Source organism: Sneathiella glossodoripedis JCM 23214 (assembly GCF_000616095.1).
Lineage (GTDB): Bacteria > Pseudomonadota > Alphaproteobacteria > Sneathiellales > Sneathiellaceae > Sneathiella > Sneathiella glossodoripedis.
This window is the reverse complement of the sequence record NZ_BAMS01000001.1, coordinates 306,120-322,739: the sequence shown is the minus strand read 5'-3', so window position 1 is coordinate 322,739 and position 16,620 is coordinate 306,120. Positions and strand designations below refer to the sequence as shown.

The following is a 16,620-nucleotide window of genomic DNA, read 5'->3' as shown; positions in this document are numbered from 1 at the left end:
TAATGTGGAAACCAAGGAATTTTTGACTTCACAAGATGTGGATCATCTTCAGGGATTTCTAGAACGACGAGACAGGGGGGGCTTCTATTTTGAATACTACAAGTTAACTGGTAGTCGACAAGCGTTATTTCAGGCTCAAATTTCAACATATAGTGGTTTTGCTGGAAGTGTGGCATTAATTGGTAATTATGTCGCAAAACTCAATAATTTAGAAAGCTATAATCTTACACTAGATAATTTTTCTGACCAAATTGCTTGGTCGTTGTTAGAGGAAATTGATGTTCAGGTGAACGGTGGTGCGACTCCTGAGTTTAATTCTACATCTGGTGTCGTGTCAGATGAGCAAATGCAGCAACTCGATAGGCGTGTCTGGGACTCGCTGGAGATGGGACCCTATTTTCCCGGAAATTTACAAAACTTTTCGACATTGGGTGAGTTTGCGTCAAAAACTTTTGCGAAGGCACTTGGATCCATGGTTACGGAAGGCACTCCAATTGCTGTGTGGTCTTTGGGCAATAGATTGAGTGATTTTGTAAGAGTAAATAACGGTGATTTTGAAACTTTAGACCCTAGCTTTACCATTGAATTAGTTGATAAAGATTTGATAGTGGTAAAAGATAGCAATGACAAGATTGCTTACATTGCTGAACGAAATGATTTAGATTTTTTAAGAGAAGGGCGACAGTTAGGCGCGCTTTTTTTTGACCAATATGTTAATTACAGTTTTGTGGGAGCACCGAGTTTAGATTTTGGTTTTTTGGGTCAATTGGGCTTTGAGCCAATAGATTTTCTGCATCAAGGCTGGATAACTAATCCTGATTTACGTAGAGATGCTTTTGAATTTGACCAAATGCGGGCCGCTCTAAAAGCTTTTTTGGGAGCCGACCAGCAGTACCCCCAAGGTATTCCGCTAAATCGCTGGGGTATCAAGCTTTTCGAAAAAATAAGCGAAACAGATTATATAAGCCGGTATGGTCATGAGCCAGTTTATGGTACCGAGGCCGCAGATTTTTATAACCTTCGTAAGACTTTAGAAGCAGAGGGGGGCTACCCTTCCGTAAGGCCATCTCAGGATGGTTTTAATTTTTTCGAGTTTCCGACAGTAGATCAGCAAGAATTTGTAAATGAAATTCTCGCTAAATTAGATTATGAGATTCTTGCTAATGGTTCGCTTGAAGATGCTTCACTGTCTAGTTCTCTTGATCCAAGTGAGAGCTCGTACCAAATCAATCTAAACTTAGAAAAACATTTAAACGAAATCTCTCCTGAGTTATTTGAACTATATTTGGAAGTCAATCGTAAGTTTAGAGTAGATGTAAATTCCCCAAGAATATTAAAAAAGGATAATCCATGGGCAGATGTTAGTTACGAGAGTGACGACTATTTGTTTACATCAGACCCTTTCGCTTTAAAGGGAATCAATGACAGCATTTACACGCGCGCAATCTATAATGTGCTAGCTGTTGGAGGGAGCTATTCTTACTTACTCACAAAAAACGTTGATTTAGGCGATATTATTGATGTTCATAACGCCGCCGCAACAGATTCCCCTTTTGATGTTGATTACGGTACTGAATTACAAAGGCAGCAAATTCGCGCTGCTTACCTTAAGGGAGACATCACAGACGAGCAATTGTCAAAACTTGATGCTGGAAAAAGGAAATTTGTAGACAATATAATTCAGGAGACGGAGGATCAACGTCAAGCGTATGAAGAGCAACTCAGAGCTTACGCAGATCAACAGCGATATACAGAAATTGGTGGTGCGATTGGTTCTGCAATTGGGAACCAGCTTGCGGCTCGATTTGCGGGCGACAATAAGGCCGTTCAACTTGTTGCTGGCGCGGTCATAGGAACAACATTTAGTGAGTTGGGTAAAACAATTGGCTCCGCAGTTGCTGGTGGTGGTTATACTTTTGGTGAAGGGTTCGTTACCGGTGTGGGCTCGAGTATAGCCGCTGGAGTAGGCAGTCTCATTACTAGCACTTTGGTAGGCGAGTTACTTGAACCTTTCGGAGCTGCAGGTGACTTAGCCGGTTCTATGTTGGGAGCAATTGGTGGTGAAGCAGTTAGATATACAGCTGCAACATTGGCCAAGGATACTACCCAAATTTTTGGGGCGGCAGAGTTCAGTGCAGCAAACTCGGTTGGCGGTGCTATTGGCGGTATGCTGGGCACTCAATTCGCAATGGCAATCTTTGATGGAAACCCTCAAGGGCAGGCTATAGGAGGTGCAATCGGAGCGTCTGCCGGAGCTGTATGGGGAGCGCAAGCAGGTGCTCCTCTGGGTGGACCGTTCGGAGCCGCTGTTGGTGCTTTTATCGGTGCGTTTGTTGGTGCTGCATTTGGCGGTTTATTTGGTGGGGATCCAGGCAAACCGACGGCCACGACTTTTGCAGAGTTGGGCTTTCGTTTGGGTGATGAGGGCTTTTTCATTGTTGATGGAACGTCAATTAATGGTGGGGATCGCGATTATGCCCGAAATATCGGACAGGCGGGCGCGAACGCATTGAACGCATTTTTGGAGGTCGTCGGTGGGCGCGCACTTGACTATGACGAAGTTGTTAAGTTCGGATATCGGGGAAATCGATTTGTTGGTACTGACAATAAGCAGTATGACACAGTTCAGGATTTGATCGACGCTGAAGTGACACGGGTCTTCAAGGAAATTCAGATTGAGGGCGGTGATCTGTATATGAAGCGTGCGCTCGCCCATACTGATGCTGAAACAGTCGATGAGATGTCTGAGGATTTGGCTATTGCCGTAAGGTACGGTGAGTATATGGACAATCAGGCACTATTTTTGGATAAATTGCCAGATTGGGAAGTGTCTGATTGGGAGGCTGATAAACTTCGCGCGGAGTCTGTACTTGAGCTGAACATAGTGCATGATTCCGATACGTATTTGCGTGAAGGAAATTTCAATTCGGACATTCTTGTTGAGCGCACTAAATGGATCCAAGGTGACTTTGAAATTCATAATGGCGGAAAAGGGGCCGATCCAGCATTCGTTGACGGTTGGATGACGAGAACCTCCTATGAGGGTGCCGAGTCTTACAGAGAACTCAATATCGATGGGAAAGATATATTAACAGTTGAGTTTGGGATTTATTCAACTCAACTGAGTTTTAAGCTGTCTGGTAATGATTTGCATATCGAAGTCATATCGCCGCAAATACCAGAAGGAGAGACAGCTGAATATATTGAAAAGTTTTTGGTAGAGGACTGGCATATAAGATGGAACCAGTTTGATACATTGCGTTTCAAGAGCGGTCAAGAATTTGACATGTCATCTATCCTTGAAATTGATAGAGGGCAAGAAATCATCTTGCAAGCGGCTACGTTGGATGTCTTTAACGATGCGGTTGCACCGGTATTTTATGAAGAACTCCCAGATTCCATCGGAAGTATCGTAAATGGTACTGACGCTAGTGAACAGCTGTCTGTATTGGGCAGTAATGATACTCTTTTAGGGGGGGGCGGTGATGATGTTTATCTTTTTGAGCGCGGTAATGAAGAAACGTTAATTTTTGATACTAGATGGGATCGTGTTGTAGACACAGTCAACGTCCGTTACCACCATCTCACCACTCAAACAAGACAGTTTGAAAATGGGGTGATTGTGGATGATTGGGGAAATGAAACACCTACATATGAAACGGTGACTGAAGATGTTCATGTATACAATAGCGAATTGCATACCCACGTAAAATACGAAGAGGTTAATGCGGGTGATAATGATACCGTCCTGTTTGGCACCGGCATAAGCGAAAGTGATCTTTCTTTCGGCTTGGTAGGTAACGATCTTGTTATAAGTGTTTTGGGTGTTGAAAATAGCGCTGATGAACAGGTGATTATCCGTGACTGGGGTGCAGAATTTAATCGTGTGGAGCGCATAGAGTTTGTTGATCATCCAACAACAGTTCTAGACCAATCAAAGATTCTGGAAAAGCTGTTTGGGGGTGACCGTGGCAATAGCATATTTGCTGTGGATTTGAACCGAGACGGTATTGATCTCATTTCTCTGGAAGAGAGCAGTGTTCTCTTTGATATGAACGAGGACGGTTATAAAGACCAAACTGGCTGGATCGGTGCAGAGGATGGCATTCTGGTTATGGACCGGAATAATGATGGCCGCATTAATGGTATCACAGAAATGTTTTCGGCTTTTTATGGCCCTGCTTCACTTGTTGGACAAGCCGCTTCTCTTGCTAGCCTCGATACGGACGGGAATGGAATTTTTAATGCCAATGATGCTGATTTTGACTCTGTGCGGATTTGGCAGGACCTCAATCAGGATGGGGAGACTGATCTTGGGGAGATCAAGTCCCTGCATCGATATGGTATTACCGAAATAGACCTGAATGATGATTTTGGCAGCCGCTATCTAGAAGGCAATGAAGTTGTCACGCAAAACGAGATTACGCAAATCGGGGAGACAACAGATCAGGAAGGCGCCGCATACGGAATTTATCTCGATTATGATTACGGCATGCTTGTTGAGGACACCATTGAAGGTGCATTTGGTTTCGGCCGGTTTGTATTTCAAGATAAAGATAACGTACTGTTTGCCAATGACGAGTATGATCATAACGGTGCCAATATTGAACTTACATCTGAGTTAGGGTCGTTCTTAACAACTGGCTTAGGTGACGACACAATAAATATTGCAAGCGATGAAACCACTGGTTTCATGATCGATGTAGAAGCTGGTAATGATTACATTTATGGTGGGCATGGAGATGATACCCTCACAGGTGGTTTAGGCCGTGATACGCTAATTGGTGGTGCCGGCGATGATCTGCTGAATATTGATGAGGCAGATTTGTTGCATGGACGTGTGGATGCTGGCTACGGAGAGGACCTGATCCTGTTTTCCGGTACCGCGGATCTGAATCTTGATATTAATGCGTTCAATGCCGAAGGTTTCGTTGGTGGCGACGGGGATGATTACCTGTTTAGTAGCGGTGACAGTAATGTCAATCTTTCCGGTGGTATTGGTGATGATACGTTGGTGGGTACGGCCGGCGCCGATCAATTGATCGGTGAAGCGGGTGCGGACAGTCTTCTCGGCGGTGATGGAAACGACGTTCTGCAAGGTGGTCTTGGTGTTGATGCCATGGATGCGGGCGCCGGGGATGACATTCTCTATGTTGATGGTGATGATGATCTCGCCTTTGTTGACGCAGGGGCAGGTGAGGATACCGTCGTTATCGATAGCGAAAACGGGGTTGCCCTGGATTTGGCCGATGTTAATGCGGAAATTGCCATTGGTGGATACGGTGATGATACATTGTCCTCCGGTACAGCGATAAATGCGGAGATTTATGGTGGATCCGGTGACGATCTGCTGCTCGGTGGTGATGGTGCCGATACCCTCGATGGTGGCTCTGGTCAGGATACAGCCGATTATTCGAACTCTGCGGCGGCAATCACTGTCGATCTGTCCGCAGATACTGTTATTGGCGCCGGCGGGGATGCTGAGGGAGATCATCTGGTTAGCGTTGAAAACGTTATTGGTAGTGCTTATACGGATACGCTAACCGGCGGCGAAGAGACAAACCGTTTTGAAGGCGGTGCAGGTGCAGATCTTCTGGATGGCGGTGAAGGAATTGATACAGCGTCATATGAAGGATCCACCGCAGCAGTTTCTGTTGACCTTGGAGCAGGAACTGCGTCGGGTGGTGATGCTGCTGGTGATACGCTTGCAGGATTTGAAAACCTGGTTGGCTCTGATGCGGGTGCAGATACACTTGTTGGTGATGATCAGGATAACGGCCTGGTCGGGCTCGGCGGTGATGACAGCATCGAAGGTGGTCTCGGTGATGACGCGCTATTTGGCGATGCGGGTGCTGATACGCTGGTCGGCGGCGACGGTGATGACTTTATCGAGGGTGGGCTTGGTGCAGATAGCCTCCTCGGTGGTGATGGGCTGGATACGGTGTCCTATCAGTCTGTTACGAAAGAGACCATCGAAGGTGCGGATGGTGCGGATGATGAGGTTGTATACGAAGGCGTAACCCTCACCGGCGCTGATATCGATGCGGGCGTTACTGTCGATCTTCTTAATCAGACTGCCACAGGTTTCGACGCTGACGACGACGTGCTCGACAGTTTTGAAAATGTAATTGGTTCGTCATATGCAGACACACTGATTGGTGATAACGCTGCTTCGGGTAACAAGATTTATGGCGGTTCTGGTGATGATCTGATCATTGGGAATGCCGGTGCTGACACCCTTGATGGCGGAAGCGGAGAGGACACTCTCAGTTTTGCAGGGCTTGGTGCAGGCATTTCTGTAGATCTGTCAGAAGGGACTGCAACTGAGGGTGATGGCACTGTAAAAGAAATCAGTGGCTTTGAAAAAATTGTAGGATCGTCCCACGCGGACACTCTGTCAGGTTCATCTGGCAGCGACTATTTCGAAGGTGGTGCTGGCGGTGACACATATATCGGCGGCGACGGTCAGGATGTGGTCTCCTATGACGGATCAAATGCGGGTGTAACAATTGATCTGGAGGAAAATACCGCTTCCGGTGGTCACGCGGCAGGTGACAGTTTTGACGGGATAGAGGCCATCAAAGCAACGTCATATGCAGATTATATTACCGGAGATGATGCCAGTAACGAACTGCTGGGTGAAGGGGGTGCAGATACCCTCGTAGGCGGAGATGGAAGTGATTTGCTTGATGGCGGTGACGCTGCTGACAGTCTGATCGGCGGTGAAGGGCAGGATATTTTGCTCGGCGGCGCTGGCGCAGATAGCCTCTTTGGTGACGCGGGCGACGATACCCTTGCCGGTGGTGCGTGTGATGACCTGTATGATGGAGGCATCGGCTCAGACCGTTTTGTTGGTGGTACCGGCGTGGATACCCTGAAAGGGGGGGATGGCACAGATATTGTCGATTATGCCTCCATTGCAGATGTGGAAGACGATACCCGCGAAACAATCAGCTATACGGTTAATGCTGATCTGGATGCTGGGACTGCAACCATATCGGGTGATTATAATTTCACAGATACCCTGGATCACATCGAAGGGGTTGCTGGTGCCGACGGTGCTGATACGCTTGTCGGTGATGAGTGGAACAACCTCTTTGAAGGCAACGGCGGAGATGACTATATCGCTTCAAAAAATGGAGATGATACTGTATTCGGCGGGGATGGGAATGATAGTATAAATTCTGGTTATGGTAACGACCAAGTTGAAGGTGGTTCAGGGCATGACACCATAAAAGCCAGCGACGGTGATGACAATCTTTTCGGTGGCGACGGCAATGACTACTTGTCTGGTCAGGACGACAATGATCTTTTGTCAGGAGATAGTGGTGGCGATACATTGCTGGGTGGCAAGGGAGAAGATACACTCATCGGTGGCAGTGGAGATGATTTGTTGGAAGGCGGGGAAGGGAATGATTCTTATTTCTTGCAACTTGGTTCTGGCTCCGATCGTATCATAGAGCGCGGTATTATAGATCCGTATTTGGGTGGGCTAGCGGATACGCTGTTAGAACGATATGTCGAAGTAACTGGTTATCAACCTGAGTTAAAAGAACGAACGCTAAATATTACTACTAAGGAAAGTACCCTAGGAGTTCGTGGGAATGGCGGCGTTGAAGATCGGCTTTACATTGGATCCGATCTTACAATAGATGATTTGTTAATTCAGTTCGATGGTTCAGATCTGATAATTGCAATTCGAAATACTCTTTTCCCGGACGCTACAATCCATGAATTAGTCGATAAAGTCGTGATAGAAAATTGGGTTGACAAAAACTCGAGAGTTGAAAAATTACGCTTCGATGATGGCACTGAAATCGCTTTAGAGGATTATATTTCCCAATCAAGCGCTCATTTGCAGGGTGTTAAACTGCTAGAGGGCACTACGGGTAACGACCAATTTGACGTAACCATTGGTGATGGGCATTCAATTATTTTTGACAACCATTGGATCGACGAGAAAACAAAAACAGATGTCCGAAAAGTTTATCAGTACAGCTATGATGTTTATGATGGTGAAGGGTACTTTGTAAGGAGTGAGTCAGGTGCTATTGATGACTTTGAACAGAGGTTTGATTATCGTCAGTACCAAGTTGATGGGGGGCAAGACACCCTAAATTTTGTTGTATCTACTGAAAGTGGAGATCCATCTCCAGATACAACTCTGCATTATGAATTTACAAAAGATGGACTGTTAATTGGTGTTGGTGAGCTTTTGGACGGCCAGTCAATCAGCGAGCTTGATACAACAGTTTTGCTCAAAGATTGGTATAATTCTGCTAATCGTATTGAAAATATTTCGATCAATGGTGTCGATCAGTTGAATGGTAGTTCAGCACAAATTTCTCTATCTGAACTGATAGGATCTTCAAATGATGATCATCTCATAGGAACAAATGGTTCAGACTTTCTAGTGGCTGGTGAAGGTGATGACACTTTGAGTGGAGGCATCGGGGCTGATTACTTAGAAGGTGGAGCCGGTGACGATGTATACGAGATTTCGACCCAAAGCGGTATTGATGTCATTTATGATAATTATTGGGCTGAGCATGTCGGTGGTCAGCCAGTGTATTATGAACAGGACAATCAACTGAAGTTTTCTTATGGCTATGACACTCAACTTAAACAATTTAGTGCGGGTGATAGTGACAAGATCACTTTTAGCTCAGGTATAACTAAAGAAAACTTGGTATTTTCATTGCGAGGTGATGACCTAATAATTGGAATTCGTGACCAATTTGACGACGATCTTCAGGCATTTGAAACAGAAAATCGCGTTGAAATAAAAAACTGGCGAATAGCACATAATCGCATAGAGATTCTTGAGTTTTTTGATGGTGAAATTGTAGATCTCAGTGATAACTCATTTGTTGAAGGGCAATTCGAAGATGCAGAAGTTTATGGCCGAAACACAAAAGACTTTATCATTTCATATGCTGGGGACGATACAATTTACGGTGAAAGCGGTGATGACCTAATTAGCTCCGGCTCTGGTCAAGATGCACTTTCTGGTGGAGAAGGAGATGATGTCCTAGATGGTGGAATAGGGAATGATACATTGGATGGTGGTATTGGATCCGATCACTTATTTGGAGGTCTAGGATTTGATACAGTAATTTTATCTGGTGAGCTCGCTGATTACAGTTTCAAGTTCATGGAAGGACGAATAGCCGTAGAAAACAACCAATCAGGTGAAACAGATATTCTTAGCTCTATTGAGCAAATCCAAATGCAATCGAGCTTCGAAGAGCTTAATACTTACTCGATTAGCCATTCAGGTCGGTTTGTATTCAGTAATGAGGCAGGATTATCAGCTTCTCTCTCATCGCTTCTTAATGATAACTCTGTAGATGACTTGAGTTACCAATTGCTCGGACAAGAAGATCCAAATGCGATCATAAATTTGATTTCAGACGGCACTATTTCATATAACACACCACAAAGTAATACTCTTCAGGGCGCTTATTTTACTTATTCCGTTGGAGGTGCTGTTGCTTCAAGTTATGACGCGATCGGAATTATAGAGTTTTATGCATACACAAACGGCGAAAATATAAACGGCTCTACTTGGAGAGATCACCTACAAGGAGATAGTGCAAATAATAAGCTCTATGGCTTTGACGGGGATGATACATTGTTTGGTTTAGAAGGCAATGACAGCCTTTTTGGTGGTGATGGACAAGATGTCGCTATTTATACTGATGTGGTGGATTCCTACGAAGTTGTATTTAATACTACAACACTACAATGGACAGTAACTCATAAAAATTCAGGCAGTGACGGCGTAGATGTACTAGAAAACGTTGAATTTCTGCAATTTTCAGACAAGGTTGTATCATTAGATAATTCAAGTATTCCCGCTTCTACCGGAATGGTTGAAGCTTCAGCTGTTGAAGACACAGAGTTTGTATTTAATGAATTTGGTTCATTATTTATAGACAATGATAGTGTGATTGGCGATGAGCTGGAGTTTGAAGTAAGGCAAATCACTGGGGAGAGTCTACCTTCATGGCTGCAATTAGCGGTGGTTGACGACACTCTTACCTTAGTTGGGACACCATTAAATGAGCATGTTGGTCTCATTGAATTAGAGGTTACTGCAACAGATTATTTTGGCAATAGAGCGACAAATATAGTTCGCGTGACAGTGGCCAATGTGAATGATGATCCGCAAATTGACCAGGGTATGGGTGAATACTTAGTTGATTTTGATGAAGAGTTCTCATTTGATATCGGTGAAAACAAAGTCTTTAAGGATGTGGATGCTGACGATGAATTAACGTTTTCCTTAAAGATGACTGACAACAGTGAAAAACCTGCGTGGCTTGATTTGGTTGATGGCATACTAAAGTCAACTGACGGGATGACGCCATCAAGTGCTGATGAGGGTATTTATAACGTTACAGTCACTGCTACAGATAAAGAAGGTTCTTTTGTAAGTGTTGAATTTGACATAATAGTTGATCAGATTCCAGATGCACCAGAATTAGTTACGCCTATAGAAGATGTTTCGTTTGTTGCGGGCGAAAGTTTTGGCTACTTGATACCTAGCACTATGTTTAGTGACGCAGATTTGGGGGATACACTAGAGCTCAGCTTTTTCCTAGAGAATGGATCCACTCTCCCTTTGTGGCTCGCATATAGGGATGAAACCAATACATTAGAGGGTGTTCCCAATGCTGAAGATGTTGGGGAGTATAGAATTAAAGTCATTGGAACAGATTCATACGGTTTAACAAAAGAGGATACTTTTGTGCTAACCGTTATTAAAGAAAACGAACCACCAAATTCATTAGGTGGTTTGTTAGCGGTAGAGAGTAATATGAATGTGTCAGCTACTTTGCAGGCAGTAGACGACTATACCGCCCGTGAAAATTTAACATTTACTCGTGTTACAAACGCTACAAACGGAGAGGTAACGTTAAATTCGGACGGCTCTTTCACCTATGTACAATGCTGGTTATGTTGGGGCAGATAGTTTCCAGTATTCAGCAAGGGACGAGAGCGGTTTGGAGACTTCTGCTACGATGACTATTGATGTTTATGATCATGAGCTTCATCTAAACGAAGAACAGCAAGTAAATACTTATACTATCGGATCTCAGACTTCTTCTACGGTATTGGGCCTTGAAGATGGAGGCGTTCTTGTACTTTGGACATCAAATGGACAGGATGGTGATAAAGGGGGTGTGTATGGCCAATTCTATGATGCATTGGGTAATTTGAAAGGCGTTGAGTTTAGAATAAACACATATGTCACCGATTGGCAAAGAAACCCTGAAGCAATTCAATTGTCGAATGGTGAAATTCTTGTAACTTGGGACTCTGTAGGACAGGATGGAGATAGTTCTGGTGTTTTTGCTCAACGTATTTCTAGTCAAGGTACTTTTCTAGGTCCGGAATTTTTGGTTAATACAACAACGGCTTCTAACCAGAGCTCCAGTCGTATGGCGGAGTTGTCAAATGGTAATTTTCTAATTACCTGGTTTGATCAAATGGCCGACAATAATACAAACGGTGTCTTCGCTCAGATATTTAATGTGAGTGGAGCAAAAGTTGGAAATGAATTCCAAGTCAATACATTTTCACCAAGTGGGCAATCATCTCCTGATGTAGTTAGTTTAGAAAATGGTACTTTTTTAATAATTTGGCAATCGCACGGCAACGAAGCCGACGGGTATGGAATTTTTGGCCAGTTGTACAATGATAATGGCTCATCGATCGGTACAGAATTTCAACTCAACACTGCAACATCAGGTGATCAGAAAAACCCGAGTGTAGATTTGCTAACAAATGGAAATCTTGTCGTAGTTTGGGAAACCACCCTAAATGGGAATAGAGATGTAGTTGCATCTGTAATTGATGCTACAGGAAATACAATAGTATCAGATTTTATCGTAAACACATTCACCTCAGATTTGCAGTATAATCCTAGAGTTGTAGCTACAGAAAACGGTGGATTTGTTGTCACTTGGCAATCTAGAGGTCAAGACGGGGATGCTAACGGAATTTATGCCCAAGAATATGACTCAGCTGCTAATGCATTAAATACCGAGTTTATTGTGAATGAAACTGCTCTTGGGAACCAAACAACTCCCTCAATAACTGCACTCGCTGGAGGTGGATATGTAATTAGTTGGCAATCTCCGCAGGATGGGGATAGTAACGGGATTTATAAACGGTACTTTGGGGTAGATGTCGGAGCATCATTAGCAGGTGATCAAGGTGATGACATCCTAATTGGAACGGGATCTTCTGACGCATTGTTTGGCCGCGCCGGCGATGATCAGCTCATCGGTGGTGCGGGTGACGATACGTTAGACGGTGGTAATGGGTCAGATACCTATGAATTCAATCGTGGAGATGACAACGATGTAATCTCTGATCAGAGTTCCGATGGGTCTGATGATAAGCTAGTCTTAGCTTCAGATATTGCGCATGATCAGTTGTGGCTGCAGCAAAGCGGTGATGATCTATTGATTAGTGTGATTGGAACCAGCGATAGCGTCACCGTAGAAAACTGGTATTTAGGTGTTGATAATCAGATTGAAACCATTCAGTCTGGCGATGGTAAAACGCTTAGCAATGCAGATGTCTTTAATCTGGTGGAGGCAATGGCTTCATTCAGTCCACCATCCGGGTCGGAAACAGATCTGTCCGATCCACAATATGACAGCCTAGATTCAGTTCTCACAGCAAACTGGCAATAGATATTCGACATTGTATATGAACTCGAAAAAGGAGCTCTGTAAGGGGCTCCTTTTCTCGTTTGGCTGGTTTTTGGGGATTTCTCTTAACCCGTGTGGGAATATGGGATCAAATTAGGCTCTCATAATAATAATAAAGAGAGAAACATGACATACACCGAAGTTCTGACCGAACGGCGTGATGCCGTTGAAATCATCGCGCTTAATCGCCCAAAAACTGAATGCCTGGGCCCGCACTTTAAACAGGGGGTTGCAGAGTACAATTGAGTGAGCCCATATAGCTTAGCACTATTGTCATCGTTTAGAATTTAGACAATTCCGGCCCCAAAATGGGTAAATTTGGGCCATTTTCCGATTTTTAGACACTCTAAGCTATTGAAATTATTGATATCCGTTTGCATTCGTAATGCGTAGGTCGCGTGTTCGAGTCACGCCAGCGGCACCATTTTTTCTAAATATATCAATAATTTAGGTTAGTATTCAGGTGTTCTTAAATAGAGTCTGTTTAGACACTTGCTTTGTCTTTATCCAACTGAAGCGTCTAATTGGGCTATAAGCCGTGGTGATTGCTGGGATATTTATGGGGAGCATCCGCAAAATTAAAGCGTTGCTCAATAAGCATCCATATATTCTGGGTGCTTTTTCTGGGAAATTTTCAGTGTCGTTAGCTTTAAGTACTTTACGTAAATCGGCTTCCCAATTGTATTGGTAATTCAACGTATATTCACACCCAGATAATTCAGCTATATTATTCAAGAATGAATAATATAGCTGAATTGGGTGTTTAATGTTTGAAAAGCAGTGGCCGTCGGTGTTGGAAGCAATGACAGATGGCGTTTGGGTATGTGATGCGACTCCGAAATTATTGTGGATTAACAGTGCGTGCGAAGAGCTCAATGATATCAGGCGGGAAGACGTGTGCGGAAAAACCGTACAGGAATTGTTTGGTCAGGGAAATTTCGACAATGACGTAACCCATGAAGTTCTCAGAACCAAAAAGCCGGTCGCGATTATTCAAAAAGTAAAGTCTGGTAGAGTGTTGCTCGTGAATGGTGTGCCTGTTTTTGATGAGTCAGGCGAAGTCTCTCTTGTGGTGGGGAGCGAGAGGGATCTGACTGAACTTAATCTGCTTCGAGGTGAACTGGAGAAGAAGCAACAGCTTCATTCACGAATCCACACTGAACTTCTGGCTATGAAACTCCGTGATCTTAAAACCCAGGAAATTATCGCCGTTAGTGACGCTATGAAACAAGTAATGGACACGGTCTTTCGAGTGGCAGACTTTGACACGACCGTGCTACTGAATGGGCCTCGGGTTCAGGTAAGAGTATGATTGCCCGCGTTATTCACGATGGCTCCCCCCGGCGGGAGAAATCATTTCTCTCCTTGAATTGTGGTGCGATTCCACCCACGCTGCTAGAAGCGGAATTGTTTGGCTATGTGGGGGGGGCTTTTACAGGAGCCTTGGAGAAAGGAAAAACCGGGCTGATCGAGGCAGCCCATGAAGGTACTCTGTTTCTAGATGAAATAGATGCGTTTCCACTGGAAGCGCAGGTTAAATTACTGACATTCCTTGATACAAAAGGATTCATTGCTGTAGGGGATCGACGTGTACGTCAAGTTGATGTGAGGTTGGTTGTTGCAACGAACAAGGATCTAAGAGCCTTGGTGGACGAAGGGAAGTTTCGTGAAGATTTATGGTTTCGTCTAAACATTGTGCCTCTCAGAATGCCTTCACTAACAGAAAGGCGGGAAGACTTGCCACAGTTGGTTCAACAATTTGTTGGCCGACTAAATGATCGTCACGGATCAAGCCGTCGTTTGGACTCCGAAGCAGTAAATTTGCTTGGGCGTTATGCTTTTCCTGGCAATGTCAGGGAGCTCGAGAATATATTGGAGCGTGCCTTTGTATTAAGTGCCGGCAGTGACGTAATCGCAGCTCAGCATTTGCCTGAGGAAGTGCTTAATCAAACGGTGCCTGTTAGACACGTGGCAGACACGCCACTGACATTGCAGGCGGCTTTGGCCGAAGTTGAATATCATTACCTCAAAAAATCCTGTGCTCGGCACCACCGTCAGGTAGATATTGCGGCGGACTTAGGGGTATCTCAACCGACTGTGCAAAGGCTACTTAAGCGACATGGGTTGACACCAAGTTCTATTCATTTGTGAATATTTTTTCCGATTTATTCAGTTTTGAATAATTCTTCAAATCCAAAATTGTGATTAAGTTTTTGAAAAGTAAAATAAAAATAAAATTGATTAATTGGCATGACATTTGCTGAGCCATATAGGCGCGAATAAGTACAAACTAAACCGCGACTGCAAGGAGGTAGTAAAATGAAGTCACTCATGAAGATGGTGTGGGCAGTTATTATGATAGCGGTTGTTTCTTTGGTAGCTACAGCACCGGGGGTACAAGCCAAATCAAACACTGTGACCTATGCTATGTATGGCGATGTAAAGGATTGGGACCCTTCCATTGCTTTTTCACTGGAAGTTATGATGCTCGCGAATGTGTATGAGCCACTTCTTTGGTATAACCCGCCAGGTAGTGAAGAGCAATTCACACCAGCTTTGGCTACCAGTTGGTCTGTTAGTGAAGATGGCCTTAGCTGGACATTTAAGTTGCGTGAAGGTGTTAAGTTCCATGACGGTGAATCTTTTAATGCTGCGGCGGCAAAGGCAGCCATCGAGCGCACTAAGAGCATGAAAAAAGGAGCATGGTACATTTGGGCATCTGTAGACAGCATTGAAGCTTTGGATGACACGACTTTAGTGATCAAGACTAAATCCCCCCAGCCAATCGATCTAATTGCCTCTTCGCAGTATGGTGCATATATGTTTTCACCCAAAGCCGCTGAGAAGGGTACTGATTGGTTCAATCAGGGAAATGCTGCTGGTACAGGACCATACAAGGTACGCCAATGGGCGAAGGGACAACAGATTGTACTTGAAAAAAATGCCGATTTCCACGGTGGATGGAGCGATAAGAATTTTGATCGCGTCATTTTGAAAGTTGTTACTGAAAATGCAACTCAGGTTCAGATGCTAAAAGCGGGTGAGGCAGACTTTATTTCGTTGGTACCAGCTGATGTCGTGGATAGTCTGAATAAAGAAGAAGGTATCAGCGCCTATGCGGTGCCTTCATGGAAAAACTCTCAGTTCCTGATCAACACCCAGAAAGCGCCTACGGATAACAAGAAATTTCGTCAGGCACTGACCCATATTTGGGATTATGATACTGTTGTAAATGATATTTATGCTGGTTATGCAGATGTAGCGCGTGGTGTTATTCCTGCGACTATGTGGGGGCATGACTCCTCTATCAAGGCACCAAAGTTCGATTTGGATATGGCGAAAAAGCTTATCGAAGAGTCCGGCGTGCCTGTGGATCAGAGAAAAATCTCTATTGCTTATATCGGTACTTCTGAAGCCTACAAAAACTCAGTACTTCTGTTTCAGGAAAATGCTCGACAGGTAGGCATTGAGGTTGAACTGATGCCAGGTGAGTGGGGTGTTATCTGGGATAAAGCTAAAAACCTGGAAACAGCTCCGAATATGCAGTCTATGACTTGGTGGCCAACATATCCAACACCAAATGATTGGATGATAGGCCTTTTCAGAACTGAAGAGAAAGCGCTTTTCAATCTGTCTCACTATACAAATCCGGCTTATGACAAAGTTCTGGACGAAGGTGTTGCTTTGGAAGGGATGGATCGCAAAAAAGCAATTACCAAATATGCGGAAGCTCAGCAGATACTGATGGATGATGCTGTTGCCATCTTCTATGCAGATATCAAAGGACGGACAGCACGTCGTTCTAATATTGAAGGGCTGGAAACCAACCCTGCATATGCCGCCGTCTTCTTCCATAAGTTGTCTCGTAAATAGGCGGAATTAGGATTAGAAG

At 44.3% G+C, this 16,620-nt stretch carries 5 protein-coding genes; all 5 read left to right on the top strand.

What is annotated here, in order from left to right; genetic code table 11:
- Window positions 1-4 precede the first annotated feature (4 nt).
- The 5 genes from JCM23214_RS01590 (at window position 5) to JCM23214_RS01565 (ending at window position 16,601) form a co-directional block, all read left to right on the top strand.
- Window positions 5-10,978: an SPM autocatalytic domain-containing protein gene (locus JCM23214_RS01590; RefSeq protein WP_159104279.1), complete on the top strand. Its 10,974-nt coding sequence runs from the start codon at window positions 5-7 to the stop codon at window positions 10,976-10,978.
- Window positions 10,979-11,027: 49 nt separating this feature from the next.
- Window positions 11,028-12,710: a calcium-binding protein gene (locus JCM23214_RS21920; RefSeq protein ID WP_159104278.1), complete on the top strand. Its 1,683-nt coding sequence runs from the start codon at window positions 11,028-11,030 to the stop codon at window positions 12,708-12,710.
- Window positions 12,711-13,494: 784 nt separating this feature from the next.
- Window positions 13,495-14,040, top strand: coding sequence for a PAS domain-containing protein (locus tag JCM23214_RS21915; protein WP_051547981.1), 546 nt, complete (start codon window positions 13,495-13,497; stop codon window positions 14,038-14,040).
- Window positions 14,037-14,879, top strand: a complete 843-nt coding sequence (locus tag JCM23214_RS21910) for a sigma 54-interacting transcriptional regulator (RefSeq protein ID WP_051547980.1) — start codon at window positions 14,037-14,039, stop codon at window positions 14,877-14,879. Before JCM23214_RS21915 ends, JCM23214_RS21910 begins: the two co-directional genes overlap by 4 nt.
- 168 nt (window positions 14,880-15,047) lie before the next feature.
- Window positions 15,048-16,601, top strand: coding sequence for an ABC transporter substrate-binding protein (locus JCM23214_RS01565; RefSeq protein ID WP_025897168.1), 1,554 nt, complete (start codon window positions 15,048-15,050; stop codon window positions 16,599-16,601).
- Window positions 16,602-16,620 lie beyond the last annotated feature (19 nt).